Source organism: Limosilactobacillus fermentum (assembly GCF_013394085.1).
Taxonomy (GTDB): Bacteria; Bacillota; Bacilli; order Lactobacillales; family Lactobacillaceae; genus Limosilactobacillus; species Limosilactobacillus fermentum.
Genome location: NZ_CP040910.1, coordinates 1,568,629 through 1,592,582 on the forward strand (window position 1 = coordinate 1,568,629; position 23,954 = coordinate 1,592,582).

Consider the following 23,954-nt stretch of genomic DNA (forward strand, 5'->3'; position numbering starts at 1 on the left):
TAAATCGTAACCTTCATTATACCAAATTTCCCGGGAAATACCTGGCTGATGCCCTTCCCTAACTACACTAAGAAGGCCCCAGGCGATCGGCCATGCCGAAGGTTACTGGAGCCCCATTTTAAGTTCAGCGGGTAAGCGTAAACCACCCGCCCCTTAACTATTCTTCTTCCGGTGCTGGTTGCGTTGGCGACGTTTTCGGCCGCAAGATTTCGGTTGTGTCAACCTGATTTAACAGGTCGCTGAGCAAGGCGTCTGGGCCACCAGTCACCCAAACTAACCCCTTCACGCCCTTCGTCCTAGTCGTGTCGGCCGGGAAGAAGCGGAACTTCCAGTTTTCCTTTAGGACCTGCTGCCTAGTAGCGGAGGCTAATTGGTTATCGTAGAGTGGCACTAACACGGCCGGCTGCAGCTGGTGGAGTTCGTGGATCGCCATTCCCCCGATCACCCGCAGCATTTGTTCGTATTGGTTTACCCCGGCCACCTCGTCAAAGATGTTCCCGGAGATGGTTGGCTCCAGGTCAAAGGAATTCACGTACAACGCTCCGGCAGCCGTTGCGTAAAAACGGACGGTGATCACACCACGGTAGCCCAGCTTCTTGGCAATTTCGGTGGCGATCCGGACCATTTCGTCGCGCATAGCATCCGGAACTTCGGTTGGGGTGGTGGCCTCAATTAGCTCCCGGTCCTCGTTGAAAAACTCTTCAACCAGCGGGTAAGCAACCACCGTTTCCCCGTCCGTGGCCACCGTCAGACTGTACTCGGTATTGTGGTCAATCCAGGATTCCAGTAGGTAAGCCCCACCTTGAATGTAGTCGTCACCATAGGCAATGTCTGATTGGTGATTGATCCGCAGGCTCTGTTCGCCCAACCCCCGTTGGATGGGTTTGAGTACCGCCGGGTAGCCAATCGAGTCAATCGATTGGTAAACGTCATCAAGTGAAATCACCGTGACGTAAGGGGACACGTTGACGTTAATTTCATCCAAAAAGGCCCGCTCCATCAAGCGATCCTGGACGATTTCCAAGGCCGCAACCCCTTGGGGAACCTGGGTAAAGTTGGTCAGGTAGTTGATGGCAACCGGGGCAATTAGGGAGCTGGCGTAAATGACCAGGTCGCTGTTTTGGCCAAATTCGGTCAGCTTGTCACGGTCACGGTAGTTGCCAACAATCGTAAAATCGGCCAGCTTGGTTAGTTGGGGTTGGGAGTGATCAACGTAAGCGCCCACGTTTAACCCCAGTTTTTTGGCCGCCACCAACAGCGGCCAGTCCTTTTGGGTTAGGCCGATGATGCCCAGGGTCTTCCCCTGGGACAAAAGGTTTTGTCCCGCCATCTTAATCTTCCCCTTCCGTTTGTTTGAAGCTTACCTGACCATCCGCAAGTGACGAAACCTTCGCTAGCGATTCAACCCGAACGCCCTTAGCAGCGAGTTCAGCGGACCCCGGTTGGAAACACTTTTCGATCACGATGCCGGCACCAACAACTTCCACCCCGGCTTGGTCAGCGATTTGCAACATCCCTTCTACCGCTTGCCCGTTGGCGAGGAAGTCATCAATCAACAAGACCCGATCCGTTTTATCCACGTAGCGCTTGGAAATCGAGATCTGGTTGGTCGTCTTCTTGGTGTACGAGTAGACATCGGCCGTGTACATGCCGGAATTTAGGGTTAAGCTCTTGTGCTTTCTAGCAAAGATCACTGGTACCCCCAGGGCTAACCCGGTCATCACGGCGGGGGCAATCCCGGAGGATTCAACCGTCCAAACCTTGGTGATCTTAGCGTCCTTAAAGCGGGCTGCGAATTCCTGGCCAATGTGTTGCATCAAAACCGGGTCGACTTGGTGGTTCAAAAAGGCGTCCACCTTTAAGACGTTGCCGGGTAACACAGTTCCAAATTGACGAATTTTTTCTTCTAGCTCTTTCATTAGTGGTGAGGCTCCTTACTCATCATACTTGTGGAGGTTATAAGACTTAATGACGTTGATTAACTTGGAAGCGTAATCGGGATCAGTTGCGTACCCCGCATCCTGAAGGGCCACGGCGGCCTGTTGATAGGTGGTGGCGTTAATCACGTTTTGGTAGTTTTGCTGATTGGTGTCGGTCCCGTTAAGCATCAATTTAGTGTGGTCGGCAATTGAATCGTTCCAGGAACTGTAGACCTTAAAGCGTCCCTTGATCACTACCCACTGTCCATTAACGTATTCCTTGGTTGAGAGCAACTTGGAGTTTGCCCCGGTTCCCTTAATCCCAAATAGGTTATGGTACTTAGCGGAGAGTTCCGACGTCCCCCAGTCCGACTCCAAGATTGCTTGGGCCATCGTAATCGAGGCCATCACGTGGTACTGCTTTTGCATCGCCTGGGCCTCGGGGGCAATTTCTTTAATGAACAACTTCTTGGCGTTTTGCTGCTTTTCAATGATTTGTTCCTGGACGTGGCGCTGGTACAAGTGATAGCCCACGTAACTCCCCATTAACCCAATTAAAATAATCAGGACGGCGACCAGCCAGAGGGACTTTTTAGCCCCCTTCTTTGTCCGTCTCCTTCGCTTAGCCACAAAAAATATCCTCCTCAGATTTTTCAGATAATTGTACTTTCATCTTACCGCATTTAGGCGGGGAAGATTACTAATTTTTGTGGAAGATTTAAACTGGAAGTGCGACCCAATCTATCAAACAGGTCGTGGGCTAAGCTAGGACGGGGTTAATGCGGTACGCATCGTTCTCCGTCCGTACTTAGCCACTAGGCCTGTGATTGGGGAGCACGCTATCTGGAAGTGCGACTCAATCTAGCAGACTTAGCCACTAAGCCCGCGGTTATCGTTAAACTTCAAGGAATAGAAAAAGGCCGGGAAAAATCGTGTTTCCCCAGCCCGTTTAATATTTTAATTTTACGATTAGTTAACGTGGCCCTTAACCTGTCGAGGAGGTTGGTAACCACTCACCTAAATGTTAGTGGAATTGCATCCCACCGTCGACTTCTAGGGTTTGACCGGTGATGTAATCAGAATCTGGACCAGCCAAGAAGGCGACGGCGTTAGCAACGTCAGACGCTTCAGACAGGCGCTTTAAGGCGATATCCTTAGCGAAGGTTTGCATCCCCCATTCATCGTCCTTACCGGCGTTTTGGCCAACCTTGTGAGCGATGTCGTACATCATTGGGGTCTTCACGATCCCCGGGGCAAAGGCGTTGACGGTCGTGCCTTCTTCGGCTAGTTCACGGGCGGTTACTTGGGTAATCCCGCGGATGGCAAACTTAGAACTGGAGTAAACGGTCAGGTTCGGGTTCCCCACCACCCCGGCTTGGGAAGTGGCGTTGATGATCTTACCCGGGTGCCCCAACTTCTTGAAGGCGGCGTGGGCCGCTTGGGTCCCCCAAATCACGCCCCCAACGTTAATTGAGTAGACGTAATCAAGGTCTTCTGGCGTCACCGTGTCGATCGGCGTGGTCGGGGCTACCCCGGCATTGTTAACGATCACGTTGAAGTCACCTAATTCTGCCACAGTCTTCTCAACGGCTGCAAAGACTTCGTCACGCTTGGCAACGTCGGCAGTTACCACCAGGGCTTGACCACCCTCGGCTTCAATTTCTTGCTTCACCTTTTCTAAGGCGTCGGCGTGGCGAGCCACTAAGGCAACGGCAAAACCGTCCTTGGCTAAACGCTTGGCAATGGCTTCCCCGATCCCTTGGCCGGCACCAGTAACTAAAGCAACTTTCTTTGACATGTGGGGTTCCCCGCTTTCTCTCAATCTGTTTAGTTTGTGAAAACTTGATCACGGCTTTAATTGTAACAGACTTCACAAAGAATAGCTATCCCCCTTTTGACTTTTCCAACCCTAAGCTTCGATTTAACGTTAAATCAATCAACTTCCCCCTCGTTCCCGTACGTTGTTTAATTAACAGAGCGGTGCCCCTATTTTATTAGTAATAATCACGTGATCCCAAGAAGGGCGTTGCTTATTTAGCAACCCTTTTCACCTGTGGTATGCTAATAAAATCAATGAGAGAGGAAAGATCAATGCGGATTTTAAAGAGGAGCGCCCTGACCTTGCTGGCGGTAATCACCACCCTAGCACTAGTGGTCGGGGGCTACGTTTTATACATGCAACACCAATACTACCGGATTCCCGACCACCAGAAACTAACGATCGGCAACAATCAAGCAGCCACCCTAACGACCGGTAAGGTCTACACCGCCACTACTTACAACGTCGGTTTTGGGGCCTACAACCACCAGTTTAGTTTCTTCATGGACGCCGGCGAGCTTAAAAGCGGCACCAAGACACGGGGCAAGTACGGGACCGCCCGCTCCAAGGCGGTAGTTTTAACCGATACTAAGGGCGTTGAAAGGGTCATGCAAGCCCAACAAGCCGACTTCATGCTCTTTCAAGAGATTGACACCAATTCGACCCGCTCCAAGCACGTCAACCAGGTCAGGATGGTTGAAAATAAGTTCCACGGTTACGGTCACGTCTTTGCCAATAACTTCCACTCGGCCTTTTTAATGTGGCCACTCACCGACCCACACGGTAGCGTTCAATCGGGCCTTTTAACGCTGAGTCGTTACCACATTGGCAGTGCTACCCGGCGCCAGTACCCAGTCACCAACAGCTTTATCTCCAAGTTTACCGACCTGGATCGCTGTTTTGCCGTCACCACCATCCCGGTCACTAACGGCAAGCAACTACTTTTAATCAACAGCCACATGTCCGCCTACGACAAGGGCGGTAAGATGCGTAAGGCCCAGATGAAACTTTTAAACGCCGTCATTGAACGGGCATACTTAGCCAGCAACTACGTGATCGTCGGCGGTAACTACAATCACGCCCTGGGCAAGGACATGCTAACCCACTTCGCCAGCCAAGAAAAAGTGCCCGACTGGGTCTCCGTCTTGGACCAAAGCATGGTCGCCAAGGGCTTCACCATGGTCAAGGCCCAAAACCGCGAAACGGTGCCGACCGTTCGTTCCACCGACCTTGCCTATCGCTCCGGCGTCAACTACCTGACCGTTTGTGACGGCTTCTTGGTTTCTAACAACGTCACGGCAACCGCCACTAACATCAACACCGACTTTGACTACGCCGACCACAACCCGGTCAAGTTAACTTTTATCCTCAAGTAAGCATGAAAAAACACCGGCAAGCCGGTGTTTTGATAAGCGTAACCCGTAGATTAACGCTTGCTGAATTGAGAAGCCTTACGGGCCTTCTTGAGACCTGGCTTGCGACGTTCCTTCATCCGTGGGTCCCGGGTTAAGAGACCAGCCTTCTTCAGGGCATCGCGGAAGTCAGGGTCAACGGTCAAAAGAGCGCGGGCGATCCCGTGACGGGTTGCACCGGCTTGACCAGAGAAGCCCCCACCGTTTACGTTTACCAAGACGTCGTATTGACCTTCCGTCTTAGTAGCGGCAAATGGTTGGTTCACGATGGCGCGTAAGTTGGCAAACGGAATGTAGTCTTCGATTGCCTTGCCGTTCATAGTAATGTTACCAGAACCAGGTACCAAGCGAACGCGTGCGGTTGCATCCTTACGACGTCCAGTACCACTGTATTGTACTTGTTGAGCCAATTCCGTTCCCTCCTTAGATTAAGTTAGTAATGTCGAGTACTTCAGGCTTTTGAGCTGCTTGGTTGTGGCTTTCACCAGCGTAAACGTGCAGCTTCATCCCCATCTTCCGACCAAGCGAGGTGTGAGGAAGCATCCCCTTGATAGTTTGTTCAACCATCTTTTCAGGATCCTTAGCTAAGAAGTCACCGGCCGTGCGTTGCTTCAAACCACCCGGGTGGTTGGAGTGACGGTAGTAGATCTTCCCAGTTGCCTTCTTACCAGTTAACTTAACTTCTGCGGCGTTGATAACGATCACGTAGTCACCGGTGTCAACGTGCGGAGTGAAGGTTGGCTTGTTCTTACCGCGTAAAATAGATGCGACAGTAGAAGCCAAACGACCAAGGGAAATGCCCTTAGCATCAACAACGTACCACTTACGGTCAACTTGACCAGGTTTTGCCATGTATGTCGTTCTCACGATTAAGTTCCTCCAATATTTGTCTTTCTTTTACAATAAATTGTGTACCGAGTAATTTATGGAAAAGAAATACCATTTAGTAGTTTACTCGTTAAACCCGTTGGCGTCAATCATTTTGTGAATTCGCCGGGGAATCATAGGTCACTTCCACCAGGTATAAGCCACTGGCCGGCGCCGTTCCCCGGGCGAGATCGCGGTTCTTGGCCTTCATTACCCGCATAACGTCATCGACGGGGCGGCGGCCGTTACCAATCTCCAGTAAGAAGGCCACCATAATCCGGACCTGGTTATACAAAAAACCATTACCAACGAAGTCAAAGACCACCTCGTCGTTTTCTTCATCCCGAACCACGGTTACCTCATCGATGCGGCGAACGTTGCTGGTCGCTTGCGACCCAGAGGCAACAAAGGAGGTGAAGTCGTGTTCACCAACGAAGTCCTGGGCCGCTGTTTGCATCCGTTCAACGTCGACCGGGTACTTGTAATGGCCGGTGTAATTGCGCTTAAAGGGGTTGGTGAACTCCCCCCCCACCACCCGGTAGCGGTAGCGCTTATGGTGGGCATCAAAGCGGGCGTGAAAGTCCGGCGCCACTTCTGTTGCCTCCTTCACCAAGACGTCGAGGGGGAGGCTTGAATTCAGGGCCCGCACCAAGGACGGCCCCGGAATTTGGTATGGTAAGTCAAAGTGGGCGACCTGACCGAGGGCGTGAACGCCAGCGTCGGTACGTCCGGAACCGAAGACCATTAGCGGCGGTTGTGGTTTTTTAGCGATCTTATTAACGGCCCGTTCGAGGACCTGCTGAACGGTTCGTTCGCCGGGCTGGACCTGAAAGCCAGCAAAGTTACTGCCGTCGTAGGCAAAGGTTATCTTATAACGGTGCACAAGAAACGTCCTTTCTTAAAGCAAAATCCGGGCAACAAAGAAGAGCACTGACACTATCACCACCACCGCCAGCGCAATGCTGTCGGGGCGCCGCCAGGTTAATTGACGGTAGCGGGTCCGCTCCTGATCTGGATCGTAGCCACGGGCCTCCATGGCCACCGCCAGATCCTCGGCTCGCCGGAAGGCCCCGACAAACAGGGGCACCATGATTGGCACCATGCGCTTGACCCGGGTGTAGACACTCCCGGAGGTGAAATCCACCCCCCGGGCCTGCTGGGCCTTAACAATCGTGTTAACTTCATCCATGATCGTCGGAATAAAGCGCAGGGCAATTGAAATCATCATTGCAATCTGATTGACCGGCACTTTGATTTTCTTAAGCGGCTTCATTAACGACTCAATGGCATCGGCTAGCCGTAACGGTGGCGTGGTCGCGGTTAGAACCGTTGAGGCTAAGACAATCAAAATAAACCGGGCGAGAATCACGAGGGCCTGGTTGATCCCCCCACTAGTGATCGCCATCAAGCCCCAGTGCCAGTAAACGTGGCCCCCCGATGAAAAGAGGACCTGGATAGCAATTGTCAGCCCGATTACCCACAGCAGCGGTTTAAGCCCCGCCCAATACATTTTCAGTGGAACCTTTGAAAGCCCAATCATGGCGCCTAGCATCGCCACCAAGAGTAGGTAGGTTAACGGGCCCTTCGCAAAGAAAATAATGACCACGTACCAAAAACAGGTCACTAACTTTAAGCGCGGATCCAAGCGGTGCAAGACGGAGTCGACGGGGACAAAGCTCCCAAACAAGACGCGGCTATTCATCGTTGTCAGCACCCCCTAACTGCGTGGCCAGTCGATCGGCTAGTTGGTTTAACGAGAGCGGCGCCCCTACTTCAACCCCCGCTTGCTTCAGCCGATGGGCAAACCGAACCGACTGGGGAGCCTGAAGGTGGTTTTTTTGAAGCAAGTCAGGGTCGGCAAACAGGTCAGCCGGGCGTCCATCAAAGACTAGACTCCCTTGGTTTAACACCAACACCTGTTGAGCCAAACGAGCTACCTGGTCCATTTGGTGGGTGATCATCAGAACCGTCACCCCCTGTTGGTGCAGCTTTTCCACTAGGGTTAAGAGCTCCTCTTGACCAGCCGGATCAAGCCCCGCGGTCGGCTCATCGAGGATCAAGACGTCGGGTTCCATCGCTAAGACCCCCGCTAAGGCGACCCGCCGCATCTGCCCCCCCGAAAGCTCCAAGGGGCTGTGTTGCAAACGGTCTGCGGGGAAGTTAAGGGCGGTTAAGGCACGGTTAGCCGCTTGCTTGGCCTCCTCGGCATCCTTCCCCAGGTTCTGGGGGCCAAAGGCGACGTCTTCGATTACGGTCGGGGCGAAGAGCTGTTTTTCCGGAAATTGAAAAACATACCCTACCCGGCGGTGGACGTTAATCAGATCCTTTTTAGCGGTCTGGGAATCAATGGTCAAGTCACCAACCTGGATCGACCCGCTGGTGGGTAAGATCAGGGCGTCCACCATCTGCATCAGCGTCGACTTACCGCTCCCGGTGTGACCAATAATGGCGGCCGTTGTCCCGCTGGGGATGGTGGCACTCAGATCAACCACCGCCTGAGTTCCCTGCTCATCAGCCCCCTGGTACCGGTAGCCTACTTGATTGAACTTAACTTCTGCCATATCCACTTCACCATTTCGTCTTCCGTACTAATCTCCCTTGGAATGGCGATCCCCCGGGTCGCCAACGCCTCCTTGAGGGTCACTAAAAAGGTGGGGGCCAGTTGATGGGTTTCCATCAACTGACGATCCTGCATCAATTCTTTGGGGTCGCCATCGACCACTAACCGTCCCCCGTCGATCATAATCATCTGGTCAGCCAAGCGGGCCTCTTCGGTGTCGTGAGTAATTGAAAGAATGGTTAGGTTTCCGGTTTGGTGCAGTCGTTTTAGCAGGGTCATGATCTGCTCTTTTCCTTCCGGATCAAGCATTGCTGTTACTTCATCAACGATTAAGACCTTCGGGTGCAGGGCCAAGGCGCCGGCCAGGGCCACCCGCTGCTTTTGTCCCCCCGATAACTGGGCGGGCTCCCGGTCAGCAAAGGCTGTCATCTCGACTTGCGCTAGGGCCTGATCAACCCGTTCTTGCATTTCAGCCCGGGGAAGACGCTGGTTTTCAAGTCCAAAGGCAACGTCATCGGCTACGGTGGTCCCAACAAATTGATTATCTGGGTTTTGAAAGACAAAAGCCACCCGTTGGTGAACGGCAGTTAAGTTATCCACCGTTACCGGTAGCCCATCGACGGTAATCTCCCCGGCCGCCAACGGCAACAAGCCATCAATTAAGCGGGCCAAGGTGGACTTGCCGGAGCCGTTGTGCCCCACGATCGCTAACCACCGCCCAGCCGGAACCGAGAAGCTAACCCCCTCTAGCGCCGGCGCCTCACTACCGGGGTAGGTAAAGGTGGCGTTTTTTACTTCAATCATCGCCAAGCGTATTTTCCTCCTCTGGCTTTCAGTATCTTAACCATTCTAGCAAATTTTCGCGTAAATAAAAAATCACTTACGAATGGGGCGCGCCGTTTCCGACCTTCAAGCTAGACTAGAAGCAATGCTTCACCATCGTAGCGCTCTATACCACCAAACGTAGTGATTCTTTATTACGTATTTAACTTAATCTCGCTTAGACAAGTTCCAAGATAACCATCTTGGCACCGTCCCCACGCCGCGGCATGGTCTTGAGGATCCGAGTGTAACCACCGTTACGGTCAGCGTACTTCGGTGCAATGTCCTCAAACAGGTTTTGCAAAGCGGATTGGATCTTGATGTCATCGCCATCTTCCTTAACGTCAGCAACGACGTTCCGGACAAAGGCAGCAGCCTTCCGGCGGGAAGCAAGGTCGCCCTTCTTGGCCAGGGTGATCATTTGATCCATGGTCTTGCGAACTTCCTTCGCGCGTGGTTCAGTGGTGGTGATAGAACCATTAACGATGAGGCTCGTCGTCAAATCACGTAATAAAGCCTTCCGTTGTGAACTGGTCCGTCCCAATTTACGGTAACTCATGAAGTGTTCCCTCCTTTAATTTAAATAATTAATTAATCTTCTTGGCGAAAACCAACGCCAAGTTCAGCCAACTTGAGCTTGATTTCATCCAATGACTTCGTCCCAAGGTTCCGAACCTTCATCATGTCGGCTTCGGTCCGTTCAGTTAAGTCCTTTACGGTTTGGATGTCAGCACGCTTCAAACAGTTGTATGAACGTACAGACAGGTCAAGTTCTTCGATGGTCTTGTCAAGCACCTTTTCTTGGTGGGTTTCTTCCCGTTCAACCATCACTTGAGTTACTTGTGCTTCTTCGGTGAGGTTGACGAACATCGTCAGGTGTTCAGTGAGGATCTTAGCAGCAAGACTGATTGCTTCGGTTGGCGTTAAGGAACCATTAGTCCAAACGTCAAGGGTCAGCTTATCGTAGTCGTTGCTTTGCCCCACCCGGGTGTTTTCCACCGTGTAGTTAACACGTTCGATCGGGGTGTAGATGGAATCAATTGGTAAGACACCAATTGCCAAGCCCTCCATACGAGTCTTGTTATCATCAGCAGATGAGTAACCACGACCCTTATCAGCGGTCATCTTAACGTGCAATTCGGCACCGTCGGAAACCGTCGCAATGTGAAGGTCAGAGTTCAGGATAGTAACATCGCCGTCACCTTGGATGTCGGCAGCCGTTACTTCGGCCGGACCCTTAACGTCAATTTCAAGGTCCTTAGCGTCCTCAGAATCAATCTTTAAAGCAACTTGCTTTAAGTTCAAGATAATCTGCGTAACGTCTTCCGTAACCCCTTGAACCGTGCTGAATTCATGCAGAACACCATCAATTTGAATGCTGGTGATGGCTGCCCCTGGCAGGGATGCCAGCATAACACGCCGAAGAGAGTTACCCAGAGTCGTCCCGTAACCGCGTTCCAACGGTTCTACGACAAACTTACCGTAGTTGTCTGTTTCTTCAACTTTGTGGATGTTTGGTTTTTCAAATTCGATCATTCTACTCTGTTACCCCTTTCAAAACGTGAATCGTATTCTGTAAAAGGCACCTGGCCGATTAAAACATCGCCGTAGATGCACATTAAACACGACGACGCTTTGGAGGACGAGAACCGTTGTGTGGTACTGGAGTTACGTCCCGAATGGCAGTAACTTCAAGACCAGTTGTTTGAAGTGCCCGGATGGCAGATTCACGACCGGAACCTGGCCCCTTAACTTCAACTTCGACGGTCTTCATACCGTGTTCCATTGCTTGCTTAGCAGCGGCTTCAGAAGCCATTTGTGCAGCAAATGGAGTTGACTTACGACTACCCTTGAAGCCAAGGACCCCGGCAGAGGACCAAGCAACTGCGTTCCCTTGAACATCGGTAATCATAATCAGAGTGTTGTTGAACGTTGAGTGGATGTGGGCAACACCAGTTTCAATGTTCTTCTTTACCCGACGCTTACGCGTACCCTTTTTGGTTGCCATAGATTAACTAACCTCCTTTTCTAAATAATGATTACTTCTTCTTGCCGGCAATGGCAACGGCCTTCCCCTTACGAGTCCGGGCGTTGTTCTTCGTGTGTTGACCACGAACTGGTAACCCATGACGGTGACGCATGCCACGGTAAGAGCCGATTTCTTGAAGACGCTTGATGTTGAGGGATACTTCACGGCGAAGGTCACCTTCAACCTTGATTTGGTCAACTTCTGCACGGATCTTTTCTTCTTGATCCGGCGTTAAGTCGCGAACCCGAATGTCTTCGGAAACCCCAGCGTTAGCCAGGATCTTTTGTGCAGTCGTGTTCCCAATCCCAAAAATGTAAGTTAAGCCGATTACGATTCGCTTGTCACGAGGTAAATCGACACCTGCGATACGAGCCATTTTGACACCTCCGTCCTATTCTAAATTACTTGCCTTGGCGTTGCTTGTGCTTTGGGTTAATGCAGATAACCATAACCCGGCCGCGACGCTTAACAATCTTGCAGCTATCGCACATCCGTTTTACTGATGGTCGTACTTTCATTGTAAATAATCCTCCTAAAAGATCTTTAGACTAAGTCTTATTTGAAGCGGAAAGTAATCCGGCCCTTGGTCAGATCATATGGAGACATTTCCACCCGAACCCGGTCCCCAGGTAAAATCTTGATGTAGTGCATCCGAATCTTACCGGAAACGTGGGCCAGAATTTCAACCCCATTTTCCAATTCAACTTTAAACATTGCGTTCGGTAAGGTTTCAGTAACCTTACCCTCGACTTCGATAACATCGGCCTTTGCCACTGAATGGTTCCTCCTCGCCGTCTCGATTTAATATTACTATTACTTACGTAAAAAGGGTGGAAGACAACCGTCTCCCACGAAAACTAGATAAACCTTGTGTATTCTACCACGGTAAGGGTGAATGCGCAAGGTAAACCTCGCTTACAGGTTCGTCAGAACTTCCTTAACGGCTTGGTAAACCTTATCGATATCTTGTTCGCCATCGATGGTGTATAACACACCTTGCTTCTTGTAGAAGTCAATCAGTGGCGTATTCAGTTTAATGTTGACGTCTAACCGGTTCTTGACAGTTTCCGGCTTATCGTCGTCCCGCTGGTAGAAGTCGTGGCCCCCGCAGACATCGCAAGTGCCTTCAACCTTCGTCGGGTTGTAGAGACGGTGGTATGTTGTCCCACAGTTCCGGCAGATAAACCGACCACTAAGTCGTTCAACTAAAACTTCCGGACGAACGTGAATGTTGATCACGGCGTCCAGTTGGCGATCACTGTCCACAAGCATTGCGTTTAGTGCATCAGCTTGGGCGAGGTTCCGGGGGAACCCGTCCAACATAAATCCATCCTTGGTATCGTCTTGCGCTAGGCGCTCTTGAACGATCCCGTTGGTAACCTCATCAGGAACCAGTTCACCCTTATCGATGAACTTCTTTGCTTCAACACCCATCGGCGTTTGGTTCTTGATGGCAGCCCGGAAGATATCCCCGGTTGAAATGTGCGGGATATCAAAGTCCTTAACGATTAATTGGGCCTGGGTTCCCTTACCGGCACCCGGCAGCCCCATTAACACAAGGTTCATTGTGCTCATTGTTGTGCCTCCTTATGGCTACTATTCATGGATAAACCCAATGTATTCACGCTTCATCGTCAACCCGTTTAGTTGCCGGACGACGTCCAAGGCGATTTGGACGACGATCAGTAAACTCGTTCCCCCAAGCCCGATTGATTGGCTTAAGTTCCAAACGTTGGAAGCAATCAATGGAATCAGAGAAATCAGGCCCAAGAAAAGGGACCCAACGGTCGATAGCCGCATCAGGAGCCCCGAGACAAAGTCTTGGGTCCCCTTCCCCGGCCAAACCCCCGAAATGTAGGAGCCTTGCTTTTGCAAGTTTTCGGCTAATTTTTCCGGGTTAACCTGAACGAAGGCGTAGAAGAAGGTAAACACAACGATCAAGAAGATGTACAGGGTTATCCCGGGACCCGATTGAAGGTTAAAGATACTGGTCATAACTTGGTACCAAGTATCCCCGGAATGATTTTGCTGAAAGGCCATTAAGATCGTTTGCGGCGTCGAAATAACCGAACCGGCAAAGATAACCGGGATCACCCCGGAAACGTTAATCTTTAATGGCAGGTAGCTATTGGCCGGCGAGACGGTCGTCCGCCGGGTGTACTGAATCGGCAAACGCCGTTCAGCTTGCTGAACCCACGTTACAAAGGCAACGATGATCAGCAAAGCCACCACAACCAGCGCAATGAACCCGATGCCCATCCAAAGGGCACTCCCGGATTCGCCAGTGATTTGATCCGTCCACAACTGCTGGATTGCGCTTGGCATCTGGGCGATGATCCCGGCAAAGATCAACATGGAAACCCCGTTCCCAAGTCCCCGCTCGGTAATCATGTCCCCCATCCAGGTCGCAAACATTGTTCCAGCCGTCAGGATGAGACCAATCGTGAGGTAGGCCTTCATCCCCGGATTATTCACCAGTTTAATGGTGGAGAGGGCGTTGAACCCGGCGGTGATCCCGATCGACTGGACAAAGCCCAACACAATCGTTAACCACCTAGTCGCCTGGTTTAATTTCCGCCGTCCAACTTCACCCTGTTTTGACCATTCAACGAACTTCGGCACGATGTCCATTTGTAGCAGTTGAACGACAATTTGGGCCGTAATATACGGCGAAACCCCCATCGCAAAGAGGGAGTAGTTTTCCAAACCCCCACCACTAAAGGTATTAAGAATAGATGCTAATCCCGATGACGAGAGTTGCTGCAAGGCCGCAGCGTTAACTCCCGGAACGGTGATCGAAGCTCCCAACCGGTAAACAATCAACACGAACAGGGTAAAGAAGATCCGGTGTCGAATTTCTTTGACCCGGAACGCGTTTTTGACGGTTGTGAACATTTAGATCACCTCAGTCGTACCACCGGCAGCTTCAATTGCCTTAACGGCTGAAGCAGAGAACTTGTTAGCCTTAACGGTCAGCTTCTTTTCAAGCTTCCCAGTTGCCAAAACCTTAACGCCACTCTTAACGTTCTTGATCACGCCGTTTGCAACCAGAACTTCTGGCGTAACTTCAGCGCCGTCTTCGAATTGGTTAAGCGTCGTCAGGGAAACAAGGGCGAAGTCTTTGTGGTTCATGCTGGTGAAACCACGCTTTGGCTTTTGCCGGTAGAGAGGCATTTGGCCCCCTTCAAACCCAAGACGGGTCTTACCGTGCGCCTTTTGACCCTTCGTCCCACGACCAGAAGTGAAACCGTGACCGGAAGAAAGGCCACGACCCTTACGAAGCCGCTTGAAACGTGAGCCAGCAACAGGCTTTAATTCGTTTAATTGCATTAGTTGGCACCTCCTTATTTGATTTTGTTTTTTACTTAACTTCCTCGATGGAAACTAAGTGCGCAACCTTAAAGATTGCACCACGAGTAGCCGCGTTATCTGGGAGGATAACGGAGCTGTGAAGCTTGCCCAGCCCCAGAGCCTTAACGGTCCGGCGTTGAGTCGGCTGACGGTGGGCAACACTGCGGATTAAAGTAACTTTAACTTTAGCCATGTTTGGTGTCCTCCTATTCTGCCAGGTGGTCAACGGATGTGCCGCGCAGCTTGGAAACTTCTTCGGCACTCTTCAAGGCCTTGAGACCTTCAAAAGTAGCACGAACAACGTTGATCGGCGTGTTGGAACCTAACCGCTTTGAGGTAACGTCGTTAACCCCTGCAAGTTCCATCACGTTACGAACGGCCCCACCGGCGGTAACCCCGGAACCTTCAACGGCTGGCTTTAACATGATCTTCCCACCGCCGTAAGTACCGATAACTTCGTGCGGAATGGTCGTTCCAACGGTTGGAACCTTGATCAGATTCTTTTGAGCGGCTGCAGAAGCCTTGCGGATTGCTTCCGGAACTTCTTGGGCCTTCCCAGTACCGAAGCCGACGTGGCCATTGTGGTCACCGACAACCACGAGGGCTGCAAAGCGGAGACGACGACCACCCTTAACAACCTTGGTAATCCGGTTGATGGAAACAACTTGATCGTCAAGATCCAACTTAGCTGGATCAATGTATGATGATGATGCCATTACGGGTAATTCCTCCCTTTCCTTAGAATTGAAGCCCGTTTTCACGAGCGGCTTCTGCTAAAGCTTGTACCCGACCATGGTAAAGGTAACCCCCACGGTCAAACACAACAGTGGTAACGTTCTTTTCAACCCCACGCTTAGCGATCAGGGCACCAACACCGGCAGCTTGTTCGGTCTTAGTCTTACCACTTACTTCAGTATCTTGGGTTGAGGCACTTGCGAGCGTCACACCCTTTACGTCATCAATTAATTGAGCGTAAATGTTTTTGTTAGAACGGTAAACACTTAAACGTGGGCGCTCTGCAGTACCAGAGATCTTACCGCGAACGCGCATGTGACGGCGTTGACGGATCTTGTTCTTGTCTGGTTTAGAAATCACAACTGTCACCTCTTATTTTTAGATTAGTTTAACTTGCTGGTTGTAACCTATGATTACTTACCAGTCTTACCTTCCTTGCGGACGATGTGTTCGTTTTCGTAACGAATACCCTTACCCTTGTATGGTTCAGGTGAACGAACGGCACGAACTTCAGCAGCGAAGTCACCAACTTCTTGCTTGTCAATCCCACTGATTTCAATCGTGGTGTTGTCTGGAACAGCAACTTCCACTTCAGCAGGCTTCGTCATTTCAACTGGGTTAGAGTAACCAACAGTCAAGATCAACTTGTCACCCTTGAATTGGGCACGGTACCCAACCCCGACGAGCTTCAAGGTCTTCTTGAATCCATTAACGACCCCTTCAACCATGTTGTTAACGTTGGCGCGGGTAGTCCCGTGCAGGGCACGGACCTTGTTATCTTCGCCAGAACGTTCGAACTTAACCACGTTGCCTTCAACGGACATCGTGATCAGCGGAGAAATTTCACGAGAAAGGGTCCCCTTTGGTCCCTTAACAGTAACCACGTTACCTTCTTGAGAAACTTCAACGCCTGCTGGCAAATCAATTTCCTTGTAACCAATACGACTCATGCGTACACCTCCTTTGTTAGTTTATTTATTACCAAATGTAGGCAACGACTTCGCCGCCGACCTTCTTAGCACGGGCAACCTTATCAGTAACCACGCCGTTGGACGTAGAAATGATGGCAATCCCTAAGCCGTTTAAGACCTTCGGCACAGCGTCTGCCTTAACGTAGGAGCGAAGACCCGGCTTGGAAATCCGCTTTAAACCGGAAATAACGCGTTCGCCGTCTTGGCCGTACTTCAAGAATACGCGGATGATGCCTTGCTTGTTGTCTTCAACGTATTCAACATCGCGGATGAAACCTTCTTGCTTCAAGATTTCGGCGATGTCCTTCTTCATCTTGGATGCAGGTACTTCAACTGAATCGTGGTGTGCCATGTTGGCATTGCGGATCCGAGTTAAGAAATCTGCGATTGGATCACTCATAGACATCGATGTTTTTCCTCCTTTTGTCGGTGATTTGTTTACCAACTAGCCTTCTTCATACCAGGAATCTGTCCCTTGTGGGCAAGGTCACGTAAGCAAATCCGGCAGAGGTGGAACTTACGGTAAACGGAGTGTGGGCGGCCACAACGTTCGCAACGCGTGTATTCTTGCGTTGAGAACTTGGCCGGACGTTCGCTCTTAGCGATCATTGATTTTTTAGCCAATTTTGTAACCTCCTAATTACTTAGCAAATGGCATCCCTAATTGGGCCAGTAATTCGTGAGCTTCTTCGTCGCTGTTAGCAGTCGTAACGATGACGATGTCCAAACCACGAACACGGTTAACGTTATCGTAATCGATTTCTGGGAAGATCAGTTGTTCCCGAACACCCAACGTGTAGTTACCACGACCATCAAAGGCCTTGTTGGAAACCCCACGGAAGTCACGAACCCGTGGCAAGGAAACGTTAACTAACTTGTCCAAGAAGTCGTACATCCGCGTGCCCCGCAGAGTAACCTTGGCACCGATAGCCATCCCTTCACGAAGACGGAAGCCGGCGATGGACTTCTTGGCCTTAGTGATCAGTGGCTTTTGACCGGAGATAAGCCCAAGTTCTTCAACGGCTTCGTCAAGGTTCTTGGAGTTTTGCGTTGCGTCCCCAACCCCCATGTTCAAGACGATCTTTTCGAGCTTGGGAGCAGCCATAACTGAAGAGTAATCAAACTTTTCAATCAAAGATGGGCGAACTTCGTTTTCGTACTTAGCTTTTAAACGGTTTTCCATAAGAAGATTGTTCCTCCTTTCGCTAATGATTAGTCGATTTGCTTGCCAGACTTCTTGGCAACCCGAACCTTCTTGCCGTCAACGACTTCAAAGCCAACCCGAGTTGGTTCGTTCGTTGATGGGTCAAGCAGCATCACGTTTGAAGCGTTAATCGGTGCTTCAGTGTCGATGATCCCGCCGTTAGGGTTCATGTTACTTGGCTTTTGGTGTTTCTTGATCTTGTTAACACCTTCAACGATCACCCGGTTTTCCTTGGCGAAGGTCTTCTTGATCGTACCTTCTTGACCCTTGTCCTTACCGGTGATGACGCGAACTTTGTCACCTGTCTTTAAAAACATGTGGTAGTGCACCTCCTTATTTTTGGGTAATCTTTACAGAACTTCTGGGGCCAGTGAGATGATCTTCATGTAGTCATCGTCACGTAACTCACGAGCGATTGGGCCAAAAATACGGGTACCCTTTGGGCTCTTGTCGTTGTTGATCAGAACGGCTGCGTTTTCATCAAACTTGATGTAGGAACCATCCTTACGGTGCAGACCATGCTTAGTCCGTACGACAACGGCCTTCACAACGTCACCCTTTTTGACAACGCCACCTGGTGTTGCTTGTTTTACAGTAGCAACAATAATGTCACCAATATTACCGGTCTTAACACGGGAACCACCCAAAATCTTGATGACCAGGATTTCGCGGGCACCGGAGTTATCTGCGACCTTCAACCGACTTTCTTGTTGAATCACGGTTAGTGTCCTCCTTCCGTCTATAAGTAAGAATTAGAATACGAATTTAAGGTTTGTTGATTATAAGATAACGGCCTTTTCTACGACCTTAACAAGCCGGAAACGCTTCTTAGCAGACAGCGGCCGCGTTTCCATGATTTGAACAGTATCACCAACGTGGGCTTCGTTGTTAGCGTCGTGAGCGTAGTACTTCTTGGAGTACTTAACCCGCTTGCCGTAGATCGGCGCGCTCTTGTAGGTGTCAATTACGACCGTGATCGTCTTGTCCATCTTGTCAGAAACAACGCGACCTTGGTACACCTTACGTGCATTACGTTCGTCACTCATGCGTAATCCTCCTTTTCGTATTCTAGTTGTTTAATTCTTGTTGGCGAAGAACCGTCTTAACCCGTGCGATGTTCTTGCGAACAGTCTTAAGGCTTGCAGTGTTTTCCAACTGGCCGGTTGCTAATTGGAAACGTAAGTTAAACAATTGTTCCTTCAATTCCTTCTCACGGTTCAGCAATTGCTCAGTGGTTAATCCATTCAGTTCTTGTACGTAATCTTTAGTCTTCATTAGATTGTCCACCTACTTCCTCACGCTTAACGATCTTAGTGCGAACTGGCAACTTGTTTCCGGCAAGACGAAGGGCTTCACGGGCAACTTCTTCAGGAACCCCAGCAACTTCGAACATCACCTTCATACGCTTAACAGGGGCTACCCAACCTTCAGGAGCACCCTTACCGTTACCCATCCGGGTACCAACACCCTTACTAGTGTAAGAAAGGTGTGGGAAGATCTTGATCCAAACCTTACCACCACGCTTCATGTAACGCGTCATGGCAATACGAGCGGCTTCGATCTGCCGGTTAGAAATCCAGTGAGAATCGAGAGCTTGCAGACCGAATTCACCAAAAGTAACGGTCTTACCACCCTTGGCTTCCCCACGCATCTTACCGCGTTGAACCTTACGGTGCTTTACTCGCTTTGGTACTAGCATGTTTTAGTTCCCTCCCTTAGCTTCGTTGTTCTTCTTAGCTGGGAGAACTTCACCACGGTAGATCCAGGTCTTGATCCCCAGAACCCCGTAGGTAGTGTGAGCTTCGTCCCAGGAGTAGTCGATATCTGCGCGAAGCGTGTGCAAAGGAACAGTCCCATCAGAGTAGGATTCGATCCGAGACATGTCGGCACCGTTCAAACGGCCGGCAACTTGAATCTTGATCCCCTTGGCACCGGCACGCATAGTACGTTGCATAGCACCACGCATCGCACGACGGAATGCAATCCGGTTTTCAAGTTGTTCAGCAACACTTTCACCAACCAGGTGTGCATCAAGGTCTGGCTTCTTAATTTCAACCACGTTGATGTGAACCCGCTTGTTGGTCAGGTTGTTAAGTTCCTTGCGAAGTGCTTCAACTTCTGAACCACCCTTACCAATAACCATCCCTGGCTTGGCAGTGTGAATTGATACGTTTACGCGGTTAGCAGCACGTTCAATTTCCACGGTTGATACAGAGGCGTCAGCAAGTCGCTTTTCGATGTATTTACGGATCCGAAGGTCTTCGTTCAGGTAAGCGGCGTAGTTCTTATCTGCGTACCACTTAGCAGTCCAGTCGCGAATGACCCCAACACGGAAACCATTAGGATTAATCTTTTGACCCACTATTCATTCCTCCTACTTTTCTGCAACAACCACTGTGATGTGACTGGTCCGCTTGTTAATTGGAGAAGCAGAACCCTTGGCGCGTGGACGGAACCGCTTTAAGGTTGGTCCTTCGTTAGCAAAGGCTTCGCTTACAACCAAGGATGCTTGGTCCAGGTCAAAGTTGTTTTCAGCGTTTGCAACAGCAGATTTCAAAACTTTTTCGACGTCTGAAGCAGCCCCGTTTGGAGTGAACTTCAGAATAGCAAATGCTTCGGCAACGGACTTGTTACGGATGGTGTCAAGCACCAGGCGTACCTTGCGAGATGATACACGGACCATCTTAGCAGTTGCCTTAGCTGAAGTAACGTTTTCAGCCATTAATCAATTCCCTCCTTTACTTACGACCAGTCTTCTTGTCATCGGCAGCGTGACCACGGAAAGTCCGCGTTGGTACGAATTCACCAAGCTTGTGACCTACCATGTCTTCTTGTACGTAAACTGGCACGTGCTTCCGACCATCATATACTGCGAACGTGTATCCGATAAAGCTCGGGAAGATCGTGGACCGACGTGACCAGGTCTTAATGACGGTCTTCTTGTCGCTATCTGCTTGAGCTTCAACCTTCTTTAATAAAGAAGCATCTGCAAAAGGTCCCTTCTTTAAACTACGACCCATTTTTGTACCTCCTCTCGGGTATTTGACGATTTATGAGTGATTAACGCGTGTGTGGACCACGCTTACGCCCACGAACAATGAACTTGTTGGAACGAGCCTTGTGTGAACGAGTCTTCTTACCAACAGTCTTCTTACCCCATGGGGAGAGTGGAGATGGTAAACCAACTGGAGCCTTACCTTCACCACCACCATGTGGGTGATCGTTAGGGTTCATAACAGAACCACGAACGTGAGGACGTTGACCAGCGTAACGAGAACGACCAGCCTTACCCTTAACGAGCAGACCGTGTTCATCGTTACCGATCGACCCAATCGTTGCCCGGCAAGCAGCCAGGATCATCCGAACTTCACCAGAAGAAAGACGTACCAGAACGTACTTTTCTTCCTTACCAAGAAGTTGAGCAGAAGTACCGGCAGAACGGGTCAATTGACCACCCTTACCCGGCTTAAGTTCGATGTTGTGAATAACAGTACCAACTGGAATGTTCTTCAGCGGTAACGTGTTACCAACCTTGATATCTGCATCCGGACCAGATTGAACAGTCATCCCAACCTTGAGACCCTTCGGTGCAAGGATGTAAGACTTAGTCCCGTCAGCGTAACCAAGCAATGCGATGTTAGCAGTTCGGTTCGGGTCATATTCAATGGCCTTAACAGTTGCTGGAACATCATCCTTGATCCGCTTGAAGTCGATAATCCGGTATTGACGCTTCGTACCACCACCACGGTGACGAACGGTCATCTTACCAGCGTTGTTACGACCAGCGGTGTGCTTGAGCGGAGCCAATAACGACTTTTCCGGCGTCGTCTTCGTGATTTCCGCGAAGTCGTAACCGTTCATGTTACGGCGTCCGTTAGTGGTGCCTTTGTATTTGCGAATTCCCACTGTGTTTTCCTCCTATCCGTTAGATTTATTCGTTATCGTCGCCGAATAACTTGATTTCGTTGGAGTCAGCAGAAAGCTGAACGATCGCCTTACGACGGCGCTTCGTGTAGCCGACGTAACGGCCTTGGCGCTTTTGCTTTCCCTTAACGTTCATGATGTTAACCTTCACAACCTTAACGTCGAAGATTTCTTCAACGGCGTTCTTGACTTGCGTCTTAGTTGCTCGTAAATCAACGTCGAACGTGTAACGCTTGTTGTCCATGGCAGCCGTGGAGGCTTCCGTAATTACAGGACGTAAAATGATATCGCGTGCTTCCATTATGCGAGCACCTCCTCTACTTGAGAAAGAGCTGACTGGGTAATGATGATCTTTTGGGCGTCAACGACGTTCAAGATGTTCACACCAGCTGGCGTCACAACCGTCGTCTTCGGCAGGTTGCGTGCTGATAATTGAGCGTTCTTGTCTTCGTCAGTAACCACAACTAAGACCCTTTCGCTAACCTTGAGGTTGTTCATTACGCCAGCGAATTCCTTCGTCTTTGGTGCGTCAAAGTTCAAACCATCAACAACAACGAACTTGTCGTTGGCAACCTTTTGGGAAAGGGCTGACTTGATGGCTAATTGACGAACCTTACGTGGTAATGCGTAGTTGTAGGAACGAGGGGTTGGGCCAAAGACGATCCCACCGCCACGGAATTGAGGTGCGCGGATGGAACCTTGACGGGCACGACCAGTACCCTTTTGACGCCAAGGCTTCTTCCCACCACCGCGAACTGCGGAACGGTTCTTAACCGCGTGAGTCCCTTGACGCAGGGAAGCACGTTGGCGAAGAATCGCATCGAATTCAGCGGATTCGTTTGCTTCAACAGAAAATACGCTGTCGTTCAGTTCAACAGTGCCGTTTTGGCTACCGTCTTGCTTGAATAATGCAACACTAGTCATTGATTACTTCCTCCTTTCTTACTTGTTGGATTGCTTGCTAAGGCTCTTCTTAGTGTTAGCCTTAACGGAGTTCTTGATCGTAACAAAGGACTTGTTGGCACCAGGAACGTTACCCTTGATTAAGAGAACGTTGTTTTCAGTGTCGACCTTAACGATCCGCAGGTGTTGCACAGTCCGGGTGTTGTTACCCATCCGACCTGGCAGCTTCTTACCCTTGAACACGTGGTTGATGATGGCACCAAGTGAACCTGGGCGACGGTGGTAACGAGAACCGTGCGCCATTGGCCCACGCCGTTGGCCGTCCTTATGGATGTTACCTTGGTAACCATGACCCTTGGTGGTACCAGTAACGTCGACCGTTTCGCCTTCTGCGAAAATGTCGGCTGCTACCTTATCCCCAACTTTGATGTCGTCTCCTAATTCAGCGTCGCGGATTTCACCGATGAAGCGCTTAGGAGTCGTGTTAGCCTTTGCTGCATGACCTTGTTCGGGCTTGTTGCTCAGAACTTCGCGCTTGTCGTCGAACCCGAGTTGAACGGCACTGTAACCGTCATTTTCAAGGGTCTTAACTTGCATAACAACGTTTGGCGTTACGTCAATAACAGTAACTGGAACCAATTCACCGTTGTCAGTGAAGACTTGAGTCATCCCGACCTTCTTACCTAAGATTCCTTTGGTCATGAGTACACCTCCAATTTAATTTGATTTTTGTTTGTTTTTAGATTTTGAATTAAAGCTTGATTTCGATGTCAACACCACTTGGCAGATCGAGCTTCATCAGGGCGTCAACCGTCTTAGGGGTTGGGTCGATGATGTCGATCAGACGCTTGTGAGTGCGCATTTCGAATTGTTCCCGTGACTTCTTGAACTTGTGCGGTGAACGAATCACCGTGTAAAGAGTCCGTTCAGTAGGTAACGGAATCGGGCCTGATACTTGAGCACCGGTCCGCTTTGCACTTTCAACAATCTTGTCTGCTGATTCATCCAAAACGCGGTGTTCGTAAGCCTTTAAACGAATACGAATCTTTTGGTTTGCCATTGTGTTCCCTCCTTCGTCAAATTTGAAATTATGACTAGCTCCATGGAAATTACCGCCACATCCTGTGGCAAAGCGGCCGGGTGTGTCGCAACCTTCCACTTCATCGCCTGCGTGCTGAAATCCTAGCGAGGGCCACTCTCTGCTCCTCTTTTGTTCAAGCACTTTTTCTATAATACAAGAAAAAGCCTGGTGTAGCAAGGATTTTCTGGGATTAATTTCAAGAAAGTGGTTTCGTCGTTTTTCTTTGTCCTTCGACCATGAAAAAAGACGCTTAATTTTTTTCGACGGCGCTCTTCTCCCCTTCCTTGATCGAAACACTCCCTAGCATTCCATACAAAAAACAGGTGCCAGCAGCTGCTAGCACCTGTTTTTTTACGG

General features: G+C 50.2%; 40 protein-coding genes. 1 reads left to right on the forward strand and 39 read right to left on the reverse strand.

The window, feature by feature from the left end:
- Positions 1-157: 157 nt before the first annotated feature.
- From FG166_RS07890 to FG166_RS07905, 4 genes are all read right to left on the reverse strand, one after another.
- Positions 158-1,330 carry an ATP-grasp domain-containing protein gene (locus tag FG166_RS07890; protein ID WP_003681628.1) on the reverse strand — a complete coding sequence of 391 codons (1,173 nt, stop codon included), beginning with the start codon at positions 1,328-1,330 and terminating at the stop codon, positions 158-160.
- A gap of 1 nt (position 1,331) precedes the next feature.
- Entirely contained in the window at positions 1,332-1,919 is a 588-nt protein-coding gene (locus FG166_RS07895; RefSeq protein WP_003681626.1) for a xanthine phosphoribosyltransferase, read from the reverse strand.
- Positions 1,920-1,934: 15 nt separating this feature from the next.
- Positions 1,935-2,549, reverse strand: coding sequence for a glycoside hydrolase family 73 protein (locus FG166_RS07900; RefSeq protein WP_003681625.1), 615 nt, complete (start codon positions 2,547-2,549; stop codon positions 1,935-1,937).
- 394 nt (positions 2,550-2,943) lie between these two features.
- The gene (locus FG166_RS07905; protein WP_003681624.1) at positions 2,944-3,717 is read right to left on the reverse strand and encodes a (S)-acetoin forming diacetyl reductase; all 774 of its coding nucleotides are present in this window, start codon (positions 3,715-3,717) and stop codon (positions 2,944-2,946) included.
- 293 nt (positions 3,718-4,010) lie between these two features.
- Between FG166_RS07905 and FG166_RS07910 the strand changes: the two genes are divergently transcribed.
- Positions 4,011-5,114 (forward strand): endonuclease/exonuclease/phosphatase family protein, encoded by a 1,104-nt coding sequence (locus FG166_RS07910; protein WP_035430723.1) that lies wholly within the window; start codon positions 4,011-4,013, stop codon positions 5,112-5,114.
- Between the two features lie 50 nt (positions 5,115-5,164).
- Here FG166_RS07910 and rpsI read toward each other — a convergent pair whose 3' ends face one another.
- From rpsI to rpsJ, 35 genes are all read right to left on the reverse strand, one after another.
- Complete coding sequence (gene rpsI, locus FG166_RS07915; protein WP_004562969.1) at positions 5,165-5,560, reverse strand: 30S ribosomal protein S9; 396 nt, start codon at positions 5,558-5,560, stop codon at positions 5,165-5,167.
- 13 nt (positions 5,561-5,573) lie between these two features.
- A complete protein-coding gene (gene rplM, locus FG166_RS07920) occupies positions 5,574-6,017 on the reverse strand; it encodes a 50S ribosomal protein L13 (RefSeq protein WP_004562968.1) in 444 nt (147 codons plus the stop codon).
- 106 nt (positions 6,018-6,123) lie between these two features.
- Complete coding sequence (gene truA, locus FG166_RS07925) at positions 6,124-6,900, reverse strand: tRNA pseudouridine(38-40) synthase TruA (protein ID WP_003681620.1); 777 nt, start codon at positions 6,898-6,900, stop codon at positions 6,124-6,126.
- Between the two features lie 15 nt (positions 6,901-6,915).
- On the reverse strand, positions 6,916-7,719 hold the full coding sequence (locus tag FG166_RS07930) for an energy-coupling factor transporter transmembrane component T family protein (protein WP_003681619.1): 804 nt from the start codon (positions 7,717-7,719) through the stop codon (positions 6,916-6,918).
- Positions 7,712-8,578, reverse strand: a complete 867-nt coding sequence (locus FG166_RS07935; protein ID WP_003681618.1) for an energy-coupling factor transporter ATPase — start codon at positions 8,576-8,578, stop codon at positions 7,712-7,714. The genes FG166_RS07930 and FG166_RS07935 overlap by 8 nt, the downstream gene beginning before the upstream one ends.
- A complete protein-coding gene (locus FG166_RS07940; protein WP_003681617.1) occupies positions 8,551-9,381 on the reverse strand; it encodes an energy-coupling factor transporter ATPase in 831 nt (276 codons plus the stop codon). Before FG166_RS07940 ends, FG166_RS07935 begins: the two co-directional genes overlap by 28 nt.
- Positions 9,382-9,577: 196 nt before the next feature.
- On the reverse strand, positions 9,578-9,958 hold the full coding sequence (rplQ, locus tag FG166_RS07945; RefSeq protein WP_003681616.1) for a 50S ribosomal protein L17: 381 nt from the start codon (positions 9,956-9,958) through the stop codon (positions 9,578-9,580).
- A 32-nt stretch (positions 9,959-9,990) separates the two neighbouring features.
- Complete coding sequence (locus tag FG166_RS07950) at positions 9,991-10,935, reverse strand: DNA-directed RNA polymerase subunit alpha (RefSeq protein WP_003681615.1); 945 nt, start codon at positions 10,933-10,935, stop codon at positions 9,991-9,993.
- Between the two features lie 82 nt (positions 10,936-11,017).
- Complete coding sequence (gene rpsK / locus FG166_RS07955; protein ID WP_003681613.1) at positions 11,018-11,407, reverse strand: 30S ribosomal protein S11; 390 nt, start codon at positions 11,405-11,407, stop codon at positions 11,018-11,020.
- A 31-nt stretch (positions 11,408-11,438) separates the two neighbouring features.
- The gene (gene rpsM, locus FG166_RS07960; protein ID WP_003681611.1) at positions 11,439-11,804 is read right to left on the reverse strand and encodes a 30S ribosomal protein S13; all 366 of its coding nucleotides are present in this window, start codon (positions 11,802-11,804) and stop codon (positions 11,439-11,441) included.
- Between the two features lie 25 nt (positions 11,805-11,829).
- Complete coding sequence (gene rpmJ, locus FG166_RS07965; protein ID WP_003681609.1) at positions 11,830-11,946, reverse strand: 50S ribosomal protein L36; 117 nt, start codon at positions 11,944-11,946, stop codon at positions 11,830-11,832.
- A gap of 37 nt (positions 11,947-11,983) precedes the next feature.
- Positions 11,984-12,202, reverse strand: a complete 219-nt coding sequence (infA, locus tag FG166_RS07970) for a translation initiation factor IF-1 (RefSeq protein WP_003681606.1) — start codon at positions 12,200-12,202, stop codon at positions 11,984-11,986.
- 141 nt (positions 12,203-12,343) lie between these two features.
- A complete protein-coding gene (locus FG166_RS07975) occupies positions 12,344-12,994 on the reverse strand; it encodes an adenylate kinase (RefSeq protein ID WP_012391589.1) in 651 nt (216 codons plus the stop codon).
- A 30-nt stretch (positions 12,995-13,024) separates the two neighbouring features.
- Positions 13,025-14,323, reverse strand: a complete 1,299-nt coding sequence (secY, locus tag FG166_RS07980) for a preprotein translocase subunit SecY (RefSeq protein WP_003681604.1) — start codon at positions 14,321-14,323, stop codon at positions 13,025-13,027.
- Positions 14,324-14,758: a 50S ribosomal protein L15 gene (rplO, locus tag FG166_RS07985; protein ID WP_003681603.1), complete on the reverse strand. Its 435-nt coding sequence runs from the start codon at positions 14,756-14,758 to the stop codon at positions 14,324-14,326.
- A gap of 31 nt (positions 14,759-14,789) precedes the next feature.
- Positions 14,790-14,972, reverse strand: a complete 183-nt coding sequence (gene rpmD, locus FG166_RS07990; RefSeq protein WP_003681602.1) for a 50S ribosomal protein L30 — start codon at positions 14,970-14,972, stop codon at positions 14,790-14,792.
- A gap of 13 nt (positions 14,973-14,985) precedes the next feature.
- A complete protein-coding gene (gene rpsE / locus FG166_RS07995) occupies positions 14,986-15,495 on the reverse strand; it encodes a 30S ribosomal protein S5 (protein ID WP_003681601.1) in 510 nt (169 codons plus the stop codon).
- Between the two features lie 22 nt (positions 15,496-15,517).
- Positions 15,518-15,883 carry a 50S ribosomal protein L18 gene (gene rplR / locus FG166_RS08000; protein ID WP_012391593.1) on the reverse strand — a complete coding sequence of 122 codons (366 nt, stop codon included), beginning with the start codon at positions 15,881-15,883 and terminating at the stop codon, positions 15,518-15,520.
- A gap of 44 nt (positions 15,884-15,927) precedes the next feature.
- Entirely contained in the window at positions 15,928-16,464 is a 537-nt protein-coding gene (gene rplF, locus FG166_RS08005; protein WP_003681599.1) for a 50S ribosomal protein L6, read from the reverse strand.
- 28 nt (positions 16,465-16,492) lie between these two features.
- The gene (gene rpsH, locus FG166_RS08010; RefSeq protein ID WP_003681598.1) at positions 16,493-16,891 is read right to left on the reverse strand and encodes a 30S ribosomal protein S8; all 399 of its coding nucleotides are present in this window, start codon (positions 16,889-16,891) and stop codon (positions 16,493-16,495) included.
- Positions 16,892-16,923: 32 nt separating this feature from the next.
- Positions 16,924-17,109, reverse strand: a complete 186-nt coding sequence (locus FG166_RS08015; RefSeq protein ID WP_003681596.1) for a type Z 30S ribosomal protein S14 — start codon at positions 17,107-17,109, stop codon at positions 16,924-16,926.
- 16 nt (positions 17,110-17,125) lie between these two features.
- Positions 17,126-17,668 carry a 50S ribosomal protein L5 gene (rplE, locus tag FG166_RS08020; RefSeq protein ID WP_003681594.1) on the reverse strand — a complete coding sequence of 181 codons (543 nt, stop codon included), beginning with the start codon at positions 17,666-17,668 and terminating at the stop codon, positions 17,126-17,128.
- 29 nt (positions 17,669-17,697) lie between these two features.
- The gene (rplX, locus tag FG166_RS08025) at positions 17,698-18,006 is read right to left on the reverse strand and encodes a 50S ribosomal protein L24 (RefSeq protein ID WP_003681592.1); all 309 of its coding nucleotides are present in this window, start codon (positions 18,004-18,006) and stop codon (positions 17,698-17,700) included.
- 33 nt (positions 18,007-18,039) lie between these two features.
- The gene (gene rplN, locus FG166_RS08030) at positions 18,040-18,408 is read right to left on the reverse strand and encodes a 50S ribosomal protein L14 (RefSeq protein ID WP_003681590.1); all 369 of its coding nucleotides are present in this window, start codon (positions 18,406-18,408) and stop codon (positions 18,040-18,042) included.
- Positions 18,409-18,468: 60 nt separating this feature from the next.
- Positions 18,469-18,735 carry a 30S ribosomal protein S17 gene (rpsQ, locus tag FG166_RS08035; RefSeq protein WP_003681588.1) on the reverse strand — a complete coding sequence of 89 codons (267 nt, stop codon included), beginning with the start codon at positions 18,733-18,735 and terminating at the stop codon, positions 18,469-18,471.
- 22 nt (positions 18,736-18,757) lie between these two features.
- Complete coding sequence (gene rpmC / locus FG166_RS08040; RefSeq protein ID WP_003681586.1) at positions 18,758-18,964, reverse strand: 50S ribosomal protein L29; 207 nt, start codon at positions 18,962-18,964, stop codon at positions 18,758-18,760.
- A complete protein-coding gene (rplP, locus tag FG166_RS08045; RefSeq protein WP_003681584.1) occupies positions 18,954-19,388 on the reverse strand; it encodes a 50S ribosomal protein L16 in 435 nt (144 codons plus the stop codon). The genes rpmC and rplP overlap by 11 nt, the downstream gene beginning before the upstream one ends.
- 3 nt (positions 19,389-19,391) lie before the next feature.
- A complete protein-coding gene (gene rpsC, locus FG166_RS08050; protein ID WP_003681581.1) occupies positions 19,392-20,051 on the reverse strand; it encodes a 30S ribosomal protein S3 in 660 nt (219 codons plus the stop codon).
- A 12-nt stretch (positions 20,052-20,063) separates the two neighbouring features.
- Positions 20,064-20,411, reverse strand: a complete 348-nt coding sequence (gene rplV / locus FG166_RS08055) for a 50S ribosomal protein L22 (protein WP_003681579.1) — start codon at positions 20,409-20,411, stop codon at positions 20,064-20,066.
- Between the two features lie 16 nt (positions 20,412-20,427).
- Positions 20,428-20,709, reverse strand: a complete 282-nt coding sequence (gene rpsS / locus FG166_RS08060) for a 30S ribosomal protein S19 (RefSeq protein WP_003681578.1) — start codon at positions 20,707-20,709, stop codon at positions 20,428-20,430.
- Positions 20,710-20,749: 40 nt separating this feature from the next.
- Positions 20,750-21,595 carry a 50S ribosomal protein L2 gene (gene rplB / locus FG166_RS08065; protein WP_004562960.1) on the reverse strand — a complete coding sequence of 282 codons (846 nt, stop codon included), beginning with the start codon at positions 21,593-21,595 and terminating at the stop codon, positions 20,750-20,752.
- Positions 21,596-21,620: 25 nt separating this feature from the next.
- Positions 21,621-21,914 carry a 50S ribosomal protein L23 gene (rplW, locus tag FG166_RS08070; RefSeq protein ID WP_003681575.1) on the reverse strand — a complete coding sequence of 98 codons (294 nt, stop codon included), beginning with the start codon at positions 21,912-21,914 and terminating at the stop codon, positions 21,621-21,623.
- Positions 21,914-22,537 (reverse strand): 50S ribosomal protein L4, encoded by a 624-nt coding sequence (gene rplD / locus FG166_RS08075; protein WP_003681573.1) that lies wholly within the window; start codon positions 22,535-22,537, stop codon positions 21,914-21,916. Before rplD ends, rplW begins: the two co-directional genes overlap by 1 nt.
- A gap of 18 nt (positions 22,538-22,555) precedes the next feature.
- Positions 22,556-23,218 (reverse strand): 50S ribosomal protein L3, encoded by a 663-nt coding sequence (gene rplC / locus FG166_RS08080; protein WP_003681571.1) that lies wholly within the window; start codon positions 23,216-23,218, stop codon positions 22,556-22,558.
- 49 nt (positions 23,219-23,267) lie between these two features.
- The gene (rpsJ, locus tag FG166_RS08085) at positions 23,268-23,576 is read right to left on the reverse strand and encodes a 30S ribosomal protein S10 (RefSeq protein ID WP_004562959.1); all 309 of its coding nucleotides are present in this window, start codon (positions 23,574-23,576) and stop codon (positions 23,268-23,270) included.
- Positions 23,577-23,954: the final 378 nt, after the last annotated feature.